Origin of the sequence: Deinococcus arcticus, assembly GCF_003028415.1 — a bacterium.
GTDB classification, from domain to species: domain Bacteria; phylum Deinococcota; class Deinococci; order Deinococcales; family Deinococcaceae; genus Deinococcus; species Deinococcus arcticus.
On sequence record NZ_PYSV01000015.1, the window covers coordinates 1 to 19,985 of the forward strand.

Below are 19,985 nucleotides of genomic sequence, written 5' to 3' on the forward strand. Positions count from 1 at the left end.
CGAGGCTTGGGTCGCAGCGCGTGAACGTGCTGGGGCCACACTCAGTTGGCAGTTTTCAACCCAAGTCGCCCGTCGAACCCTCCAACCCCACTACGAAGCCATTCGTATTAATTGAACGCTGCACTAGCCCTCCCCTGCCTGGGTGGCCTGCCACGCCTCATAGGAGACGCGCTCCAGCGAGAAGGTGTCGCGTGTGCGGGCGTACATGCCCCGGCCCCCCAGTCGCCCCACCAGATCCAGCGCGGCGGTGTCCACATGCTGCCGCGCCTCATCCTGAACCGCGTCTGTACGCAACACCACGCCCAGAACCTCACCCAGGATGATGCGGGTGCGGCCAATGGTCAGGGTCTGCACCTCGCGGCATTCCAGCGCCGCCGGGGCCGCCGCCACGCGCGGCGTGGGCACCTGCACGCCCGGTTCCAGGGGAATGCCCAGCGCGCCAGGCTCGCTGTGGCCGTGGGGAAAGTCGGTGGCGGTGGCGTTCATCAGGGGCGCGAGGTCAAAGCTCACCAGATTGACGGTAAAGGCCCCGCCCGGCCCGATGTTGCGGGCGGTGTCCTTGGGGCTCCCGTCGGCGCGGTCCCCGGGGGCAAAGGCCACCACGGGCGGGTCCGAGCCCATCAGGCCAAAAAAGGAGTAGGGCGCCAGATTCACGTGCCCGCCCTCGCCCAGGGTGCAGACCCAGGCAATGGGACGCGGCACCACCACCCCAGTCAGCAGCTTGTAGCGCGCGCCGGGGGGCAGCGCGGTCAGATCGAAATGGGTGACGGGCGACATGGCCTCAGCCTACCGGGGAGCGCTAGCATGGCCCGCGTGAGCCCGCCTGATGCCCTGTCCTACCGCGAGGCGTACGCCCGGCTGTCGCGCATTGCGGCCGAACTGGAGGGCGGCGAGGCCGACCTGGACCGCGTGCTGCCGCTGCTGGAAGAGGCGCGCGCCGCCTACGCCGGCTGCCGCGAGCGCATTGAGGCGGTGCGCGCGGTGCTGGCCGGGCACTGGGGCGACGCAGATGAGGATGGCCCGAACACTGATGGTCCAGACGACGAGGACCCGGACGAGACCGCAGACGACGAGGATGACGCCTGACCCGCCCTGGCAGGCGCGTATCCTGGGCCGCATGAGTGATGCCGCCCGCCCCGAGCGCGCTGCCCAGGCCCAGGCCCCCGCGCCGGCCACCGAGCCCCCCGCACCCGGTGTGAACCCCAGGGTGTACCGCTTTGTGGTGGACGTGACCTACCTGCCGGTGCTCCTGAGCGGCATGCACCTGGAGGTCCACGGGCGCGAGCATGTGCCGCCCCCGGGCAGCCCCCTGGTGGTGGCGGCCAACCACGTGAGCGCCCTGGACCCCTTTCTGGTGGCGCGGGCCCTGCCGCCGGGGCGCTTCCTGCAGTTCATGGCCAAAAAGGAACTGTTCGTGCCGGGCATTGGGGACATCATCCGGGCCGGGGGGTCGTTTCCGGTGGACCGCAGCGGCACCGATCTGGGCGCCGTGCGCACCGCCCTGCGGGTGCTCAAGGCGGGCGGCACCGTGGGCATCTTTCCGCAGGGCACGCGCGGCGGCGCCGAGATGCAGGGCGGCGTGGCCCTCATTGCTGCCAAGGGCCGCGCGCCCATTCTGCCCGCCGGGATCAGCCGCCGGGGCCGGGCCTGGGTCATTCAGTTTGGCGAGCCCATCTCGCCGCGCGGCGGCATCAGGGCCGTCACCGGCGAACTGGCCGAGGTGCTGACCCGCCTGTCCGGGTCCCCGGGCACGCCACTGCCGGGCGGGCGCTATACTGCCCCCTGACGGCTGCGGGGGGAAATCCGGTGAGAGTCCGGTTCTGTCGCGCAACGGTAAGCCCCGCACAGCTCTTCCTGGCCAGGGGACAAGACCGAACACCTCCGCCGTTCATGCCCCTGTGCGGGGCGTGTGGCCTGACCTCTCGCGGAAAGGGGGCATGGCCGTGACCGACGGGGCCTGACCACGCCCCGCACGCGGCCTCTGCTTGATCCCCCCTCCGCCCCCCAACTGGGGCGGCGTTTTTGTGGCGCCGAGACAGAGGGGCAGGCAAGGAGAACGCCCATGAACCGTACCCTGACCCTGACCACTGCCCTGTGCGCCGCCCTGTCGGTAACCGCAGGTGCGACCACCTACCCCCTGACCCTGACCGACGACCTGGGCCGCAAGGTGACCCTGAAGGCCGAGCCCCGGCGCATTGTGAGCATGCTGCCCAGCACCAGCGAGACGCTGTGTGCCCTGGGCGTGTGTGACCGCCTGGTGGGGGTGGACGATTACAGCGATTACCCCGCTTACGTCACCACACTGCCCAAGATGGGCGGGCTGTACAACCCCAACGTGGAAGCCATCGTGGCCCGCAAGCCCGACCTCGTGCTGGTGAGCAAGTACGGCAAGCTGGAAGGGCCCCTGACCCAGGCCGGCATCACGGTGCTGGCAGTCAACCCCGAAACCTACGACGAGGTGTTCAGCAAGACCCTGATCCTGGGCAAGATCGTCAACCGCGAGGCCCAGGCGAAGGCGCTGGTAACATCCATGAAGCGCGAGATTGCTAAGGTCGAGATTCTGACCAAGACGGCCGTGAAAAAGCCCACCGCCTACTACGAGATCGACCCCACGCCGTACTCGATTGGCCCCAATTCCTTCATGGGCACGCTGCTCACCAAGGCGGGCGCGCGCAACATCATTCCGGCTTCCATGGGCGACTTTCCCAAGGTGGACCCCGAATTTATCGTGAAGCAGAACCCGCAGCTGATTCTGGGCGTGGACGCGGGAACCGTGGCTGCACGCCCCGGCTGGAACACCATCACGGCCCTGAAAACCGGCAAGGTGATGGACATACCCCAGGAACTGAACACCCTGCTGGGCCGCCCCGGGCCCCGCCTGCCCCAGGCCCTGCGCGGGCTGGCCAAGCTTATTCACCCTGAACTCTTCAAGTAAGGCCGTGGCCCCCGCTGCGCCCCGGCCCCAGCTGGCCCTGCCGCTTCAGGTGGCGGGGCTGGCTCTGCTGCTGCTGGCCGCCGTGGTGCTGGGCACGGGCCTGGGCAGCGTGACCGTGCCGCCTGCCGAGGTGCTGGGCGCGCTGTGGCGGGGCCTGGCGGGTCAGGAACTGGCGGGCAACGACGTGATCGTGTGGCAGATCCGGCTGCCGCGCGTGGTGATGGGGCTGCTGGTGGGCGCGGGGCTGGGGGTGTGCGGCGGGGCCTTTCAGGGCGTGTTTCGCAACCCACTGGCCGACCCCTACCTGCTGGGCGTGGCCAGTGGCGGCGCGCTGGGCGCCACCGCCATGATCGTGGGCGGCGGGCCCCGCCCCCTGATTCCGGCAGCGGCGCTGCTGGGCGCCCTGGCCGCCGTGAGCGTCACGCTGCTGCTGGCGCGCGAGGGCCGCCGCCTGCCGCCCACCCGGCTGGTGCTGGCGGGCGTGGTGGTGGGCAGCGTGCTCAGCGCCCTGTCCACAGCGCTGCTGCTGCGCGGCGAGGACCGCGCGCGCGAGGTGCTGGCCTACACCCTGGGTGACCTGGGCTTCAGTGGCTGGCGCGAGGTGGCGGCCGTGCTGCCGTACGTGTTTGTGGGCGCGGGCGCACTGCTGCTGCTGGCCCGCGCGCTGGACACCCTGCAACTGGGCGAGCTGACTGCCCGCAGCCTGGGGGTCCCGGTGGAGCGGCTGCGCTTGCTGGTGATCGGGGCCGCCAGTGTCGCCACGGCGGGGGCGGTGGCCTACGTGGGGATCATCGGGTTCGTGGGGCTGCTGGTGCCGCACGTGGTGCGGCTGGCGTTTGGGGCGGGGCACCGCACGCTGCTGCCCCTGTCGGCGCTGCTGGGCGGTACCCTGGTGGTGCTGGCCGACCTGCTGGCGCGCACCACGCCGCTGTCGCAGGTGGGCATTGTCACCACGCTGCTGGGCGGGCCCTTTTTCCTGTGGCTGCTGAGGCGCACCCGTGACTGAGGCCGCTGTGCACCCGGGGCCGGGCCTGGAAACCCTGGACCTGCACGTGCAAGCCGGGACGTTTCCGGCGGTGCGGGGGGTGAGCGTGCAGTTTCCGGCGGGCGCGCTCTCGGCTGTCATTGGCCCCAACGGCGCGGGCAAAAGCACCCTGCTGCGCGCCTGCCTGGGCCTGTCGCGCCCCGAACGCGGCGAGGTGCGGCTGCTGGGCCGGGCGCTGGGGGCCTGGAGCCGCGCGCAGCGCTCCCGGCTGCTGGCCTACCTGGCCCAGGGAGAAGAGTTGCCCCTGGGGACCACCGTGCGCGACGTGGTGGCCCTGGGGCGCGGCGCGGGCACGTGGCGCTTTGGCCTGCTGCCCCGTGACCCCTGGCGCCCGGAAGATGAGGCGGCGGTGGAGGGGGCCCTGGCGCGCACCGACACCGCCCGCTTTGCCGCTCGGCGCCTGGGCGAACTGTCGGGCGGCGAGCGGCAGCGGGTGGCGCTGGCCCGCGCGCTGGCGGCGCAGCCGCGCTTTCTGCTGCTGGACGAACCCACCAACCACCTGGACCTGGCCTACGCGCTGGAGGTCATGCGCTACCTGCGCTGTGAGGTGGCGGGCGGCCTGGGGGCTGTGGCCGTGCTGCATGACCTGAATCTGGCCGCGCGGGCCGACCATCTGGTGCTGCTGGCCCAGGGGCAGGTGCTGGCCAGTGGCCCGCCCGGGGCGGTGCTGACCCCCGAACACCTGCACGCGGCTTACGGCGTGTGGACCCGGGTGCTGCGCGACCATGACCGCCTGATCGTGATTCCCGAGGAGGGCCTGTAGATGACCCCCAAATTCTTTGCCACCCGCGCCCACCTGCTGGTCTGCCAGGGGCCCAACTGTCAGGCGCGCGGCTCGGGGCTGCTGCAGCGCGCCCTGTGGAACCACCTGGAACAGAGCGCCCTGGCCTATTACAAGAAGGGCGGCAGCCTGCGCCTGACCGAGAGTGGCTGTCTGGGTGCGTGCTCGTATGGCCCCGCCCTGTGCGTGTACCGCGCGCAGCCGGGCGGGAACGGCGCACTGGAGCAGGCGTGGTACGCCGCCGTGGACTTTCCCCTGGCCCGCCGCATTGCCCAGGCCGCCCACGAGGAAGGCCCGCTGCCCGGGGACCACCGCTACGGCCCGCACGAGGGCTAAGTAGCTCGCTGTTGATCTTTAGATCAACCGAGCGGAGCGAGTATCGAAAAAAGTACGTTGCACCGGGAGTGGAGACTTTGCGGTGCTCTCCTGCAAAGTCGTAACGTGAGGTGCAACGTACTTAATACGGACGGCCGTCCATGTCCGGAACATCCGGGAAGAAGGGGGCTGTTCCCCGCCTTCGGCTGGGGGCGGTCCGATGCCCGGACATCCGTCTCTGTTCCTGCTCTGCTCCGCAGCGCTGCGCGTCCCTCCGGTCGGAAACATTCCGTCATGGGGTAGGGCATTGTTCGGAACTCGCCTAAGTCCCTCGCCCCTCCCCCAGGCCAACGGTTCAGAAGGGCGCAGCAATGTGTCCATTCCCGGGGCGAGGCACTGTGTTCGCCACTCGCGCTGTGGCGCCGCTGGCCCCGCCCGCTCGGTTGATCGGGGGCTTGGCAGCGAGTTCCTCAACTCCGGGCCGTGCAGACAGAGAGGCGGCGCTGAGACATTCTCTCAGCGCCGCTGTCCCTGCTTTCCTTCGACCTGGGCTAGCCCCGCACCACCTCCAGAATCTTCTGGCCGTACTTGCGCAGCCGCTCGGGGCCCATGCCGCGCACCGCCCGCAGGTCGGCCTCGGTGTAGGGCACGCGGCGGGCGATCTCGGCCAGGGTGGCGTTGCTGGCAACGATAAAGCGGCTGATCTCCTGGCGCTTGGCCTCGGCATTGCGCCACTCGCGCAGGCGGGCGTACACGGCGGCCTGCTCGTCGGTCAGGCCAGCGGCCGGGTCTTCCTTGCCGCCGGGCAGGTCGGGCGGCAGCATCACGGGGGCCGGTTCAGCGGCCGGCGCTGGCTGGGGTGCGGGGGCGGCGGGGCGCTCGTCGGCGCGGGCTGGCGGCGCGTGGCTGGCTGCCGGCGCTGTGTCCTGCTGCGCCTCGCCCAGGGCCGGGTCCTGGCCCCCCTCATCCAGATGATGCACGTCGGGCAGGCCAGCAGGCTGCTCGGGGGCGTCGGGGCCGCCGCTCACCGGGATGGGCAGCGGCGCGTGGGCCGGGGCGGGCGAGTCGCTGAACACGATTTCCGGTTCCCACACCTCTTCTGTCACCTCCTGTGCAGGTGGGGTGGGCAGCGGGGTCAGCGTGAGGTTGGGGACCGGCGCTTCAAAGGTCACGCGCTGGGGAGGCTCGCGGTCTGGTCCGGGCCGGTCTGACAGGGCCCGGTCTGGCGCCGGGCGGTCTGGCTGGGAACGGTCTGGGCGCTCGCCCTCCACCCGGTCCGGACGGTCCCGGTCGCCCCGGCGCAAGTCCCGGCCCCGGTCCTGGCCGCCGCGCCGCCCACCCCGGAAGTCCCGGCGCTCCGCGCTCTGGGCTTCGGGGCGCTCGCCATGGCGCGCCGGCTCGCGCCCCTGCGCGCGGTCTTCCTGGCCCTCCTGGCGACCCTCGGGGCGCAGCAGGGCCAGGGCGCGGCCCAGGTCTTCCAGGCCCGGGGTCAGCAGCACCCCGCCCGAGACACTGCGCGCGGCCAGCAGGACCCCGCCCAGGGGCGCGTTCGTGTCGGCCACGGCGTCCGGGGCCAGCAGCAGGGCCGTGGGGCCAGCCGTCTGCGCGGCGCCGCCCAGGCGCTCGGCCAGCGCCGAGGCCGTGCGGGCCGCGCGGGCCAGACGCAGGGGCAGGGTGGCCACGTCACGCAGGGCCAGCGCCACGTTCAGGTCGCTGGGGGGCGCGCCCACGGGGGCCCGGACCTCACCCGCACCAAACAGGGCGCACAGGGGCGCGTCGCCGTGGCCGGTGAGGGTCACGCTGTCGCGGTAGGTCACGTACGCGGCCCCGCGCGAGAACCACTCGCTGCCCGGGGCCAGTGTGGCGTCCACGATCACCGGCACCCCGGCCCGGCGGGCACGCTCCAGGTCCTCTGGGCCCGGCTCTAACAGCCACACGGCCTGCGCGCCGCGCCAGTCGGCCTCCAGGGCGGCGGCGGCCAGCCCGGCCCCGGCCAGGGCGTCACGGTCCAGGCGCAGGCGGGGGTCGGCGCGCAGGGTGCCGCGCCCCACGGCGGCGGCCAGTTGCGCGGCCAGGGCGCGCGGCCCTTCCAGCAGCACGCCCCAGCCGGCCCCTTCCAGGTCGGCCAGCGCCCCGGCAAGGCGGGCGTGGGGGTCGCCGCGTTCGGCGTGCAGGCGCACAAGGCGGGCGTCGGGACGCTCGGGAGAAGGGCGATCAGTCATGGTGCCTATTGTGCCGCACCTGGGGGCCAGTGCGCCGGGCGGTAAGTGCAGTCGCCCGCCCCGGCCAGAGCGCGTAGGGTGAACGTATGCGCGCCCTTCTGTTGTCTGCCCTCCTGCTGGCCACGCCGGCCGCCGCCCAGAGCACGGTCCCAACTGTCCCAGCGCCGGCGGGCCCCGCTGCCGCCACGCCCACGCTGCTGATCACGGCCCCGGTGGGCACCACCGTGGAACAGCGCCTGACGATCAGCACCCGCATGACGCTCAAGGAGATCAAGGTTGAGGCCCTGCCCGGCCAGCGCCTGAGCGCGCAGGAGGTGGAGCAGACACGGCAGACCTTCTCGAAGGCGCTGTCCGGTCGGAACACGCAGGAGACCGGCAAGCTCTTTACGCGCGTGACCAGCCGGAGTGCTGACGGACGCGTGGGGCTGTTGCAGACCTTTCTTCAGAACATACCGGGGCAAAAAGAGCCCATCAGCTTCCGCATCACGCAGAGCCTGACCCCGGACGGCCAGAGCGAAGGGCTCAAGTTTACCAGCGATGACGCCCTCCTGAACGAGATCTTTAGCCGGATGAACCTTGAGGACTTGCAGCGTATGGCGGCCCAGAATGGCAGTTCAGTGGCGAGCACTGGTCAGGCCCTGGTCCCCGGACAGGTCGAGGAAGAGACCATGGAGATGCCCACACAGGATCTTCTGGCGTCGATGTTTGGGCCAGTGCTGGGCGAGGAAGCGCTGCTCAGGGCCAGTCCCATGAAGATCGTCAGCCGCACCGTATACACCGGGCAGAACGCTGCCGGATTCCATCAGTTTCAGACCCAGAGCGTGTTCAGCGACTGGCGCTTTGAACTGGGCGAGCCACTTCCCATGAGCGCCGCCCTCCTGAACGCCACCACCAATGGCACGCACTCGGTTCGCCCAGACGGCCTGCCCGGCGCCAGCCAGGACACCACGCGCATGACCCTTCAGCTGAGCATCGTGAGCGACAAAGCGCGCGTCAATGTCGCCTTCGAGCAGGAAAGGACGATCAGGGTCGAGAACCGCTAAGCCTGACGTCGCTGATGACCGCCCGTTGAGCCTCTCGTCATCTGGTAGCTGAAGCTGACCGGCGCCGTCCGCGCGCCGGTCACGTCCACAGAGCCCTCCAATCCCCGCCCGCGTTTCTGAGCGCGCGGGGGCCTGCCTTCATGTTGGCGGCCCAACCTGAGAGCTTTCTCCTTGAGGGGTGGGGTGCTCTCTGGGCACAATGCCCGGCGTTGGCGAAATCTTTCCCCCTCGTCCTCGCCGGGTCGCCCTTCCTCCGGGCGTCCGGCCCGCAGGCCCCTCTGCGCTGCGGAAAGGAGAGCTTCATGCGTTACGCCTTGCTGAGTACCACCACCATTGCCCTTGTGGCCACCGTCTCCCCTGCCCACGCCGCCACCCTGACCTGGCAGAACCTGCGCCAGGGCGACAGCGGGCGCGACGTAACCACCCTGCAGTACCTGCTGCGCGAAGCGGGCCAGACTGTGGATGTGGACGGCATTTTTGGCAGCGGCACGAACACGGCCGTGCGCAATTTCCAGGCGGCCCGGGGCCTGAGCGTGGACGGCATCGTGGGCGGCAACACCTGGGAGGCCCTGATTAAAACGGTCCGCCAGGGCGACAACAACAACGCCGTGCGGGCGCTGCAGGACCAGCTGCGCAGTGGCTACGGGTACAGCAGCGTGACGGTGGACGGCGCGTTTGGCCCGGCCACCAACACCGCCGTGCGCGATTTTCAGACCAAGCGTGGACTGACCGTGGACGGCATCGTGGGACTGAATACCTGGCAGGAACTGGTCACGGGAGCCAGCACGGCGCCCAGTGGCACGACCGCCAGTCTGGCCAGCCAGATTCTGAACAGCAGCCGCATCACCCTGGGCACCAGCAGTTCCACGACAAACGGCAGTCCCCGGCAGAACATGACCGACGCCGCCGCCGGTCGCCTGGTCACGCGCGGGTGTAACAGCAATGTGAACTGCGGCCTGCAGGTGGCCCTGAAGCGCTCCATGCTGGAAGGCGTGCTGAGCATGGCCAACGCCGGGAACTCGTTTTTTATCACCTCGGTGGCGGGCGGCCGGCACTCCACCAATTCGGACCATTACGCGGGGCTGGCGATTGACATTGGCATCTGGAACGGCACCAGCCTGAGTACCCCCAACAGCGCCCACACCGCCGCGCGCAACGCGTGTATTGCAGCGGGCAGTGACCCCAGTCAGACGTTTAACGCCTACAACGATTCCAGTGGCGGGCACAACAACCACGTCCACTGCGCCTGGAACTGAAGCTCAGCGCTGCCGCTTTTGTTGACCCTCTCCCCTTCGCAGGAGGGGGTTTTGCGCTGCAAGGGGTGAGGGGAGAGCCGCCGCCCCAAACGCCCGGCCCCTTACAAACCTCCGCCCGCAAAGGCGCCATGCTGGGAAACCACGGAGGACCATCTATGGCGCGCGTCACGCGGTACAGCAAATTTGAGGGCGAACTGGATCAGCTGGACTCCAGCGAGCTGATGCAGATGATTCAGGAAGCGCTGCTGGGCCAGGGCATGAACGACCCTTACGACCCCGATCCCAACGCGCGCCCCAGCATGGACGACCTGTTCGACGCCATTCTGGAAGCCCTGGCCGAACGCAACATGATTCCCGAAGAGCAGCTGCTAGAAGCCATGCAGGCCGACGACATCCATGAAACGGCGCTGGGCCAGCAGATTCAGCGCCTGATGGAGCGCCTTCAGCAGGACGGCTTTATCCGCAGGGAATTTGAAGATGGAGAGGGCGGCGGCCAGGGCGACCCCGGCGAGGCCACCTTTCAGCTGACCGACAAGAGCATTGACTTTCTGGGCTATAAGAGCCTGCGCGACCTGATGGGGGGGCTGGGCCGGTCCAGCGCGGGCGCCCACGACACCCGCGAGTACGCCAGCGGCGTGGAAATGACCGGCGAGCTGAAGAACTACGAGTTCGGGGACACCATGAACCTCGACACCACCGCCACGCTGGGCAACGTGATTTCCAAGGGCTTTGACAACCTGGAAGAATCCGACCTCGTGATCCGGCAGGCGGAGTACAACTCGTCCGCAGCGACGATTGTGCTGCTCGACTGCTCTCACTCCATGATCCTGTACGGCGAGGACCGCTTTACCCCCGCCAAGCAGGTGGCCCTGGCGCTGGCCCACCTGATCCGCACCCAGTACCCCGGCGACACCGTGAAGTTCGTGCTGTTTCACGACTCGGCCGAGGAAGTGCCGGTGGGCAAACTGGCGCAGGCCCAGATTGGCCCGTACCACACGAACACGGCGGGCGGCCTGCGGCTGGCCCAGCAGCTCTTGAAGCGCGAGAACAAGGATATGAAGCAGATCGTGATGATCACCGACGGCAAGCCCTCGGCCCTCACGCTGCCGGACGGGCGCATCTATAAAAACGCCTATGGCCTGGACCCCTACGTGCTGGGCGCTACCCTGCGAGAGGTCGCCAACTGCCGCCGCAGCGGCATTCAGGTCAACACCTTCATGCTGGCCCGCGACCCGGAATTGGTGGGCTTTGTGCGCCGTGTCAGCGAGATGACGCGGGGCAAGGCGTACTTCACCACGCCGCAGAACATTGGCCAGTACGTGCTGATGGATTTCGTGACGAACAAGACGAAACTGGTGAACTGAGGCAGATGGCGGATGGCCTCTAGCAGATGGCTCGGGAGACCGGGCCATTCGCCTTCTGGCCGCATCTGTGGTCTCGCTTGGCCCCCAATCCCGGTACGCTGAGGCGTGCGCCGACTTCTGCCGCTTCTGCTTTGCCCGCTGCTGGGCGCCTGTGGTCTGGTTCCGCTGCCCGAGGTAGAGGGGCGGGACTTCTACTTTGTGAACACGGTGCCCAACTTGCAGCCGCATGAGGTGGCTTACATGGACACCAATCAGCTGGATTACCTGACCCTGCCGCCAGCGAAGTATCAGCGCGTCACGATGGACGCCGTGTTGGTGCCCAGCGGCCCCATTCCCGAGGCCAGGGTGCAGATTTTTGCCTCGCCCACGCGGCCAGATTGCCCTACGGTGGCGCCCCCAGCCGACAACCCGGGCGACCTGGGCAGCGCCCTGCGGTGTAGTGGCCCCGCTGGTGGTCAGCAGCTGACCGAGGTGGCCCTCAAACGGGGCACGGCGACGCCCATTCACCTGGAAGGCGCCGCGCTGGACGAGGCCATTCGCAGCCGAAAACTGTACATCGGGGTGCGCCTCCTGAGCCGCGAGGACACCTTCGGCGCGGTGGTCTGGGTCCGCCAGATTCGCGTCCGCGCCCGGCTGTAGGCTCATCCAGAACATGCCGGTGGCCCGGGTCATCCCTGAGCCACCGGCCATGTGCCATCTGCCTCTTTTAGCCCATCCGCACGAACATCGGCGGCTTGACGCCCACCATGCGCGCCATGACCCACACCTGGCCCTTGTGGTGGGCTTCGTGGGCAATGATGGCGTCCAGCAGCGCGGCCACGGGCATTTCACGGCCACCGAAGGCGGGCACGCGGCGCGACAGGTCTTCGTCCGACATGGCGCTCATGGCCTGGCTGGCGGCGTCCATGCTCTGCTGCAGGCGCTCGCGGGCCTCGGTCAGGCTCTGGCTGGCCTCGGGCAGGGCGCCCGGCGCCTGACCCTGAATCATGCTCAGCAGGCGGCCCGCGCTGCCCGACAGGTGGTCGGCCTGCCCAATGAAGCTCAGGCCGCCGTCCCAGGCCGCAAAGTGGCCCTGATCTTCGGGCAACTGGCCATACAGGTCCAGCAGGGCGGCGCGGTGGCTTTCAAAATTGCGGGCGTAAATGGCGCTGCGGTTCATGGCCTGCAAGATAGCGGGGCGCGCGCGGCCCCAACTGAAGGCGGCCCTACAACGGGCGGTTTTTTAGGGCGTCCCGGATCTCGGCCAGCAGCTTTTCCTCGTTGCTGGGCTCGGCCACGGCGGGCTTTTCTTCCCGCTTGAAGCGCTCGGTCAGGCGGTTAAGCGGCGTGACCACCAGAAAGTACAGCACGGCCGCCACGATCAGCAGGTTCAGCACGGCCGTCAGAAAGGCGCCGTAGTCGAACACCGCTCCATTCAGCGTAAAGGTGCCCCCGACCTTCGGGCCGCCGCCCGTGATGGCCTTGATCAGCGGGTTGATGAAGCTGCCCGAAAAGGCGGTGACCACACCCGTAAACGCCGCGCCGATGACCACACCGACCGCCAGATCCACCACATTGCCCCGAAGAATGAATTTCTGAAAGCCGCTCAGCATGGCCGCAGTGTGGCATGGGGCGGGCAATAGGCGGCGGGGCGCAGGGAGGAGGCAAGTCCTCTCTGCGCCCCGCCGCCGTGAGGCTGGCTGCTTACGCCTGCGCCGTGTCCTTGACGGCGTGGGCGCTCATGCCCCACTGGTGGCCACTGCTCTGGGCACCTTGCAGGATGACGCGGGCCAGTTCGCCCAGGGTGGCGCCGCCCGCCCGAACGTCCATTTTCAGCTCGGCGCGCAGTTCACCCAGGCTTACGTCGTCCAGCATCAGTTCGGTGCCGTAGCGCAGCGTGGTGGGCGGCACGATCAGCAGGTCAGCCTCGCCCGGTTTGACGGCGTGCCGGAAGCAGCGCCCGGTCAGCAGGCCCGCCACCGTGGTGACCTTGCCGAAAGTCTTGTTTTCCACGGCGCGCACCTCCAGCATCAGGCCCCCAATGGCGCGCAGCGGCTCGACGGCGCGGTCCAGCGACTCGGCAAACAGGGTGCCAGTGCCCAGAATGACCCGCGTGGGCTGCGGCAGCGCGGCGGGCAGTTCGGGCAGGCCCTCGGTCAGGAAGTCGCGGATCATGCCCACGCCGTTTTCCAGCATGGGAAAGCCCTCGTACTCTTCTTCGGTGGGCAGACTTTCCCCGGCCAGCAGGTACAGTTCGTCGCTGGGAAAGACGAAGCGGGTGCCGCGCTCCTGCAGGAACTGCCGCCGCCACACGTTCAGCCGCGCCAGGGTGTCCTGCGCTTCCTCGCGCGAGAAGGTGCGCACATCCGGCAGATTGGTGCGGTGCCCGGTCAGGCCAATGGGCACCACCGCCGCGCTGATCACGTTGGGGCGGCTGCTCAGGTATTCCACGGTGTCGTCCAGATGCTCGCGGTCGTTGCGCCCGGGCACCAGCACAATCTGGGTGTACAGATCAATGCTTTCCAGGCGCTCGATCATGCCGCGAATCTGTACCGCCTGGGGGTCTTTCACCTTCAGCTTCCACCACTTCATCAGGTCCTGGCGCAGGTCCTGGTTCGCCGTGTGCACCGACACGTACAGCGGCGAGAGGTTCTCGTCCAGAATGCGGTTAATGTCGCCTTCGGTCAGGTTGGTCAGCGTGACGAACGAGCCGTACAGGAACGATAGCCGGTAATCGTCGTCCATGATGTACAGGCTCTTGCGAAAGCCGCGCGGCATCTGGTGCACGTAGCAGAAGTCGCACTTGTTGGCGCACTTCTTAATGCCGTCAAACAGCACCTCTTCAAAGTCCAGGCCCGGGTCTTCCCACTCCACCGTGAAGGTAAAGGTGTCGTCCAGACTGGGGGGCGTGGGCAGCATCAGGCGGTGGTGGTCCTGGGCCGTGCCGGGCACGCCAGTCATGACGCGCGGGGCCTCTTTGGGCCGGGCGATTTCCAGCGTGGCTGCGCCCTGCGAGAGCAGGTGGCGGTAGGCCAGCACATCGGTCACGGCCTGACCATTGACCCGCAACAGCACGTCACCGGGCCGCACACCCGCGCGCTCGGCGGCGCTGCCCTTCTCTACACTTTTAATCGGCGCAGGAAAAAGCTGCTCCTGCATCTGCTGTGCTGCCGTCAAAATTCATTCACCCCACTTTCAAGTTGGCGGTGCGACTCTTTCTCCGGCCCCGCACCAAGCACAGCAGCATACCAGGGCACTGGGTCGCGAGGTGTAACGCCGGGCGGGATTGCGGGACGGGGGTGCAGGGGCGTGGGTCGAGAAGTCTAGAGGTCGGGAAGTCGAGGCCACAGACTTTGCTCCTGGGTGAGGAATCCCATTCAGCAGCCAATCAAGCGGCCCCACAAACAAGAGGCCGGGGCGCCGCCCTGCTCGACGCCTCGACCTCTTGACAGCGGCGCAGCCGCCCCGACCCTTTACCCTATCTGCCGCAGCAGATTCACCGTCTCAATCATGGCCAGCACGGCCTCGGCGCCCTTGTTGCCGGCCTTGATGCCGGCGCGGTTGAGGGCCTGCTCCACCGTGTCGGTGGTCAGCACGCCAAAAGCCACCGGCACGCCCGTGTCCAGGCTGGTGTTCAGAATGCCGCTGGCCGCGCCGCCCGCCACGAAGTCGTAGTGGTCGGTGTCGCCCCTGATGACGGCGCCAAGGCAGACCACTGCGTCGTATTTGCCGGATTGCGCCAGCTTGCGGGCCACCAGGGGCACCTCGTAACTGCCGGGGGCGAGGTAATGGTCCAGATGCTCAGTCTTGCCGCCGTGCTGCACAAAGGCCAGTTCAGCGCCTTCCACCAGCCGGTCCACAATCAGGTGGTTCCAGCGGGTGCTGACAACGGCGAATTTCAGGTCGGTGGCGAGGAGGGTGGCTTCAATTCGGTTCATAAGGCTCCTTCGGAGGGGGTGGTGGGAAGTGGGATGTAGGTTGTGGGAAAGGCAGACAGTCACGGCTGTCGTTCAGCCATTTGCCATCTGCTCTGCGCCATCGGCCATCTGCCATTCGCCATCGGCCGCCAGATGCCCCAGCTTCGCCCGTTTGGTCTGCAAATACGCCGTGTTGTGCACGCTCTGGCCCACATGCAGGGGCACGCGCTCCACAACGTTCAGGCCAAAGCCGCCCAGGGCATGCAGCTTGCGGGGGTTGTTGGTCAGAACCCGCAGCTGCCGGGCGCCCAGCAGGTGCAGCATCTGGGCGCCAATCCCAAAGTCACGGGCGTCGGCGGGAAAACCCAGTTGCAGGTTGGCTTCCACGGTGTCGGCGCCGCCGTCCTGCAGCCCGTAGGCACGAATCTTGTTCAGCAGGCCAATGCCCCGGCCCTCCTGGCGCAGGTACACCAGCACGCCCCGGCCTTCCTGGGCGATGGCCCGCATGGCAGCGTCGCGCTGCGGGCCGCAGTCGCAGCGCAGCGAGTGAAAGCCGTCGCCAGTCAGGCATTCGCTGTGCACCCGGACAAGCAGCGGCGCCGGGCCGACCTCGCCCATCACCAGGGCCACGTGCTCGGCACCGCTGAGCGAATCCTCGAAGCCCACCAGACGAAACTCGCCGTACGCGGTGGGCAACCTCGCCTCGGCCACCAGACGCATAAACGGGTCGTGTTCCAGACGGTAGGCGATCAGCGCCTCAATGCTGCCCACCTTCAGGCCGTGTTTCTGGCCGTAAGTCAGCAGGTCGGGCAGGCGGCTCATCTCGCCGTCGTCGCCCATGATCTCGCAGATGACGCCCAGCGGAGGAAACCCGGCCAGGCGCGCCAGGTCACAGCCCGCCTCGGTGTGCCCGGCGCGGCGCAGCACCCCACCGGGGCGGGCCACCAGGGGAAAGATGTGCCCTGGGCGGCGAAAATCGGCGGGCTGCGCGCCCTCATCCAGCAGGGCCGCCACCGTCGCGGCGCGGTCATAGGCGCTGATGCCGGTGGAATTGCTGACGTGGTCCACGCTGACGGTAAACGCCGTGCCGTTGGGGTCGGTGCTGCTGCCCACCATGGGCGTCAGCTCTAGAGCGCGGGCCCGGTCCGGGGGAAGGGTTACGCAGATCAGCCCCCGGCCCTCGCGGGCCATGAAGTTGATCCATTCGGGCGTGGCAGTGGCGGCGGGCATCAGCAGGTCGCCCTCGTTCTCGCGGCCCTCGTCGTCCACCAGAATCACGGGGCGCCCGGCGCGCAGCTCGGCCAGCAGTTCGGGAATGAGGGCAAGGGTCATGGCTGCGCCCCGTCAAGGGTTGAGGAGTCTAAGGGTCTAAGGGGGTCTTTCTTAGACCCTCCGGCCCTTTGACCTTTTGACCCGCCGAAGGCGAGCAGCCGCTCCACATACTTCGCCAGCTGGTCGGCTTCGAGATTGACCCGCGTGCCGGGCGTCCAGGTATGGAGGGTGGTGACCTCCAGCGTGTGGGGCACCAGCCAGAGGGTGAATTCGTCAGCGCGCAGGTCGGCGCGGCTGCCGGCTGGGCCACCCACGTCCACCACGGTGAGGCTCACGCCGTCAGCAGTCACGCTGCCCTTGGGCACCAGATAGCGGGCGAGGTGGGGCGGCGCGCGCAGGGTCATGGTGTAGGCGCCGGGCTGGGCGTCCACGCGCCGCACCTCGGCCACGCCGTCTACATGCCCGCTGACGATGTGGCCGCCAAAGCGCGCCCCAGCAGTCATGGCGCGTTCCAGGTTCACGTGGGCGCCCTCCCCCCAGTGCGGCGCCGTTTTCGCCAGCGTTTCGCGGCTGAGGTCCACGGTAAAGCCCGCCGCGTCCCAGCTCGTGACGGTCAGACAGGCACCGCCCACGGCGATGCTCTCGCCCAGGTGCAGCTCAGGCCACATCCGGGCAGGCTGGATGGTGACGGTCAGGTGGCCGCTGTGGTCTTCGGTGCGGGCAATGCGCCCCACCTGTTCAATAATGCCGGTAAACATGGTTGACCTCGGCAGGACAGCAGGGCTCTGTGCCTGCTGTCCTGCAGCACCTCTCCTCACCGGAGAGGAGAGAGAGCTACAGCCGGGGAATCTCGCTCAGCAGACCCGTGACCAGCACATCCGGGCCCAGCGCTTCCACCGTCACGTCGCGCAGCGGCTGGGCGGCGGGCATAGGCCGGGCTGGGGCCATCAGGGGCGAGAGGCCCGCACCCAGCAGCTTGGGGGCGATGAAGGCGCGCACCTCGTCCACCAGACCGTCCTCCAGAAAGGCCGACAACAGGGTCGGGCCGCCTTCCAGCAGCAGGCTGGAGACGCCCAGGCTGCCCAGAGCGGTGAGCGCGTCAGGCAGTGTCTCTGCCCGCAGCACCGTGACGCCCGCGGCCTCATGGGCGCTGGCGTTCGCGTCCGGGGTAGTCACCAGCACAGCGCCTTGCCGCCACAACCGCGCCTGAACGTCCGATCTGGCTTGCCGGTCAAACACCACGGGGCGGGGGTCGCGGCCTCCCGGCACGCCCCGTGTGGTCATGGCCGGGTTATCCAGGGCCACGGTGCCGCTGCCCACCGCAATGGCGTCCAGTTCGTTGCGCCAGGCCATGACACGCTCACGGGCAGCCCCGCTGCTGACCGCGCCGCCCCCCTCGCCCGGCGCGGCCACCTTGCCGTCCAGGGTCATGGCGTATTTGGCAACCACCCAGGGGCGGCCCCGGGTGATCAGCGAGCGGAACCCCGCCTGCTGGCGCAGGGCCCCGGTTTCCCGCACGCCCACCACGACCTCCAGGCCAGCGGCGCGCAGCCCGGCCACGCCCTGCCCGGCCACCTGCGGGTTGGGGTCCAGGGCAGCCACCACCACGCGGCGTACCCCAGCGGCAATCAGGGCGTCCATACAGGGCGGGGTGCGGCCGTGGTGGCGGCACGGCTCCAGCGTCACATACGCGGTGGCCCCTCGCGCGGCCTCCCCCGCTTCGCGCAGAGCAAACACCTCGGCGTGGGGCTCGCCTGCTGCCGGGTGGAAGCCGCTGCCCACCACCTCACCTTCCCGCACCAGCACACAGCCCACCGGCGGATTGGGGGCGGTGCGGCCCAGACCTCTGGCCGCCTGGGCCAGCGCCAGGGCCATGAACCGCATGTCATGCGGCAAGGGCGTCTCCAGCCCGGGGGGCGGAGCATGTTCATTCACCATACGTTGTCGCTGCCCGCCGGGGTCGGCGGGTGCAGCGGTCCTCCTTCTCTCATCCGGACTGGATGGCGGGAGGCGGCGGCGCTGGCCGTGGCCTCAGGTCTGGGGGCGGCCCCAGACCTTTCCTGCCGCGCCCTGCGCGTCTCTCTTCGCCATGACACCGTCGGCCCCAGACTCACACCGGGTCGGGCCTGCGCGTGGTGCAGTTTGCGCAGGCTTCGCGGGCTGAGGCCCGGGGCCTGTGCAGCGCCCGCGCCATCACCGCCGGTAGGGATTCACACCCTGCCCCGAAGGAAGCGGCCCGCCCGAACAGCGGGCCAGGGTTGAGGCTAGCACCCCCCCTGGCCCCACTGTCTGTACGGTGCAGACACATCTGGGGAGATCCATCGGGGCGGCGGCAGACCACTACAACCGCGCTGAGGATGGGCCGCACCAGGCCCTGAGGGCCTTACCGGGGCAGCACGCTCGACCCCATCAGGGCCTCGTCAATGGCCCGTGCGGCCTGCCGCCCCTCGCGGATGGCCCACACCACCAGGCTCTGGCCCCGGCGCATGTCGCCAGCGGCGTACACGCCCGGCACGTTGGTCACGTACCCCCCAGCTTCATCGGTGCCGGCGTGGGCGTTGCCACGCGCGTCCCTGTCCACCCCAAAGGCCTCCATGACGCTGCCCACAGGGCTGACAAAGCCCATGGCCAGCAGCACGAGGTCGGCCCTGTACACGGTCTCGCTGCCCTCAATCTCTTGCAACTGACCGTCACGCATTTCCAGGCGCACGGTTTTGACACCTGTGACCTTGCCGCCCTTGCCGATAAATTCCTTGGTGGCAATGGCGAACTCGCGCACGGCGCCTTCCTCGTGGCTGGTGCTGGTGCGCAGTTTGAGGGGCCAGTAGGGCCACACCAGGGGCTTGTTCTCGTGTTCAGGGGGCTGGGGCATCACTTCAAACTGGGTGACCGAAGCGGCGCCGTGGCGGTTGCTGGTGCCCACACAGTCGCTGCCGGTGTCGCCGCCACCAATGACGATGACGTGCTTGCCCTCGGCCCGCAGCTGCTTTTTCAGCTTGTCGCCTGCGGTGACGCGGTTTTGCTGCGGTAGAAACTCCATGGCAAAGTGAACGCCGTCCAGCTCGCGCCCCGGCACCGGCAGGTCGCGCGGCTGCTCGGCGCCGCCCGCCAGCAGCACGGCGTCAAAGTCGGCGCGTAGCGCCTCGGGGCTCACGGTCTGCTTGCTGAGGTTGGTCACGCGGCTGCCGTCCGGCCACGCGCCCACCAGCACGCCCGTGCGGAAGGTTACACCCTCGGCCTCCATCTGCGCGGTGCGGCGGTCAATGTGGTGCTTGTCCAGCTTGAAGTCCGGAATGCCGTAGCGCAGCAGGCCGCCCACGCGGTCGTTCTTCTCGAACACCGTGACCGCGTGCCCGGCGCGCGCCAGCTGCTGCGCGGCAGCCAGCCCCGCGGGGCCAGAACCAATGACAGCCACCGCCTTTCCGGTCCTCACGGCGGGCGGCTGCGGCTGCACCCAGCCTTCCTGCCACGCCCGCTCAATAATGGCCAGTTCGATGGACTTGATGCCCACCGCGTCGTCACTGATGTTCAGGGTGCAGGCGGCCTCGCAGGGCGCGGGGCAGATACGGCCCGTGAATTCGGGGAAATTGTTTGTGGAGTGCAGGGTGTCAATGGCGCTGCGCCAGTCGTCCTGGTACACGAGGTTATTGAAGTCGGGAATGATGTTGTTGACCGGGCAGCCACTCGTGCAAAACGGAATCCCGCAGTCCATGCAGCGCGTGGCCTGAAGGCGCGCAGGCCCCGCCGCCAGCGGCAAAAGAAACTCGTGGTAGTGCTTGAGGCGCGCGTCAACAGGCGCGTACTGGTCTTTCACGCGCGGCTGCTCTAGAAATCCGGTGATTTTGGACATGGAGTC

The 19,985-nt window shown here is 68.7% G+C and carries 20 protein-coding genes; 10 read left to right on the forward strand and 10 right to left on the reverse strand.

Annotation, left to right across the window (positions count from 1 at the left end; translation table 11 throughout):
* Nucleotides 1-123 precede the first annotated feature (123 nt).
* A complete protein-coding gene (locus C8263_RS14185; protein WP_107138798.1) occupies nt 124-777 on the reverse strand; it encodes a flavin reductase family protein in 654 nt (217 codons plus the stop codon).
* A 27-nt stretch (nt 778-804) separates the two neighbouring features.
* Between C8263_RS14185 and xseB the strand changes: the two genes are divergently transcribed.
* The 6 genes from xseB to C8263_RS14215 all read left to right on the forward strand — a co-directional run bounded on the left by xseB (nt 805) and on the right by C8263_RS14215 (nt 5,097).
* A complete protein-coding gene (gene xseB, locus C8263_RS14190) occupies nt 805-1,086 on the forward strand; it encodes an exodeoxyribonuclease VII small subunit (protein WP_107138799.1) in 282 nt (93 codons plus the stop codon).
* 31 nt (nt 1,087-1,117) lie between these two features.
* Nucleotides 1,118-1,786 (forward strand): lysophospholipid acyltransferase family protein, encoded by a 669-nt coding sequence (locus C8263_RS14195; RefSeq protein ID WP_158263816.1) that lies wholly within the window; start codon nt 1,118-1,120, stop codon nt 1,784-1,786.
* A gap of 276 nt (nt 1,787-2,062) precedes the next feature.
* Nucleotides 2,063-2,935, forward strand: coding sequence for an ABC transporter substrate-binding protein (locus C8263_RS14200; RefSeq protein WP_107138800.1), 873 nt, complete (start codon nt 2,063-2,065; stop codon nt 2,933-2,935).
* Between the two features lie 4 nt (nt 2,936-2,939).
* Nucleotides 2,940-3,941 (forward strand): FecCD family ABC transporter permease, encoded by a 1,002-nt coding sequence (locus tag C8263_RS14205; RefSeq protein WP_199188409.1) that lies wholly within the window; start codon nt 2,940-2,942, stop codon nt 3,939-3,941.
* Nucleotides 3,934-4,743, forward strand: a complete 810-nt coding sequence (locus C8263_RS14210) for an ABC transporter ATP-binding protein (RefSeq protein ID WP_233218829.1) — start codon at nt 3,934-3,936, stop codon at nt 4,741-4,743. The genes C8263_RS14205 and C8263_RS14210 overlap by 8 nt, the downstream gene beginning before the upstream one ends.
* Nucleotides 4,744-5,097 (forward strand): (2Fe-2S) ferredoxin domain-containing protein, encoded by a 354-nt coding sequence (locus C8263_RS14215; protein ID WP_107138802.1) that lies wholly within the window; start codon nt 4,744-4,746, stop codon nt 5,095-5,097.
* Between the two features lie 530 nt (nt 5,098-5,627).
* On the opposite strand, the gene C8263_RS14220 is transcribed toward C8263_RS14215, so the two are convergent.
* Nucleotides 5,628-7,298: an HRDC domain-containing protein gene (locus tag C8263_RS14220; RefSeq protein ID WP_107138803.1), complete on the reverse strand. Its 1,671-nt coding sequence runs from the start codon at nt 7,296-7,298 to the stop codon at nt 5,628-5,630.
* Nucleotides 7,299-7,384: 86 nt separating this feature from the next.
* On the opposite strand from C8263_RS14220, the gene C8263_RS14225 reads away from it, so the two are divergent.
* The 4 genes from C8263_RS14225 to C8263_RS14240 all read left to right on the forward strand — a co-directional run bounded on the left by C8263_RS14225 (nt 7,385) and on the right by C8263_RS14240 (nt 11,600).
* Nucleotides 7,385-8,341: a hypothetical protein gene (locus C8263_RS14225; RefSeq protein WP_107138804.1), complete on the forward strand. Its 957-nt coding sequence runs from the start codon at nt 7,385-7,387 to the stop codon at nt 8,339-8,341.
* A gap of 302 nt (nt 8,342-8,643) precedes the next feature.
* On the forward strand, nt 8,644-9,597 hold the full coding sequence (locus C8263_RS14230; RefSeq protein ID WP_107138805.1) for a peptidoglycan-binding domain-containing protein: 954 nt from the start codon (nt 8,644-8,646) through the stop codon (nt 9,595-9,597).
* 155 nt (nt 9,598-9,752) lie between these two features.
* Entirely contained in the window at nt 9,753-10,961 is a 1,209-nt protein-coding gene (locus C8263_RS14235) for a vWA domain-containing protein (protein ID WP_107138806.1), read from the forward strand.
* 105 nt (nt 10,962-11,066) lie between these two features.
* Nucleotides 11,067-11,600, forward strand: coding sequence for a hypothetical protein (locus tag C8263_RS14240; RefSeq protein WP_107138807.1), 534 nt, complete (start codon nt 11,067-11,069; stop codon nt 11,598-11,600).
* Nucleotides 11,601-11,667: 67 nt separating this feature from the next.
* Here C8263_RS14240 and C8263_RS14245 read toward each other — a convergent pair whose 3' ends face one another.
* The 8 genes from C8263_RS14245 to C8263_RS14280 form a co-directional block, all read right to left on the reverse strand.
* Nucleotides 11,668-12,120, reverse strand: coding sequence for a DinB family protein (locus tag C8263_RS14245; protein WP_107138808.1), 453 nt, complete (start codon nt 12,118-12,120; stop codon nt 11,668-11,670).
* A gap of 46 nt (nt 12,121-12,166) precedes the next feature.
* Nucleotides 12,167-12,553: a large conductance mechanosensitive channel protein MscL gene (gene mscL / locus C8263_RS14250; RefSeq protein ID WP_107138809.1), complete on the reverse strand. Its 387-nt coding sequence runs from the start codon at nt 12,551-12,553 to the stop codon at nt 12,167-12,169.
* Between the two features lie 91 nt (nt 12,554-12,644).
* Nucleotides 12,645-14,099, reverse strand: coding sequence for a DUF512 domain-containing protein (locus C8263_RS14255; RefSeq protein ID WP_233218830.1), 1,455 nt, complete (start codon nt 14,097-14,099; stop codon nt 12,645-12,647).
* 314 nt (nt 14,100-14,413) lie between these two features.
* On the reverse strand, nt 14,414-14,878 hold the full coding sequence (gene ribH, locus C8263_RS14260; RefSeq protein WP_107138811.1) for a 6,7-dimethyl-8-ribityllumazine synthase: 465 nt from the start codon (nt 14,876-14,878) through the stop codon (nt 14,414-14,416).
* Between the two features lie 72 nt (nt 14,879-14,950).
* Nucleotides 14,951-16,189, reverse strand: a complete 1,239-nt coding sequence (gene ribA, locus C8263_RS14265) for a GTP cyclohydrolase II (protein ID WP_107138812.1) — start codon at nt 16,187-16,189, stop codon at nt 14,951-14,953.
* On the reverse strand, nt 16,186-16,887 hold the full coding sequence (locus C8263_RS14270; protein WP_107138813.1) for a riboflavin synthase: 702 nt from the start codon (nt 16,885-16,887) through the stop codon (nt 16,186-16,188). The genes ribA and C8263_RS14270 overlap by 4 nt, the downstream gene beginning before the upstream one ends.
* Nucleotides 16,888-16,963: 76 nt before the next feature.
* Nucleotides 16,964-18,013, reverse strand: coding sequence for a bifunctional diaminohydroxyphosphoribosylaminopyrimidine deaminase/5-amino-6-(5-phosphoribosylamino)uracil reductase RibD (gene ribD / locus C8263_RS14275; RefSeq protein ID WP_107138814.1), 1,050 nt, complete (start codon nt 18,011-18,013; stop codon nt 16,964-16,966).
* A 499-nt stretch (nt 18,014-18,512) separates the two neighbouring features.
* Entirely contained in the window at nt 18,513-19,979 is a 1,467-nt protein-coding gene (locus C8263_RS14280; RefSeq protein WP_107138889.1) for a glutamate synthase subunit beta, read from the reverse strand.
* Nucleotides 19,980-19,985 lie beyond the last annotated feature (6 nt).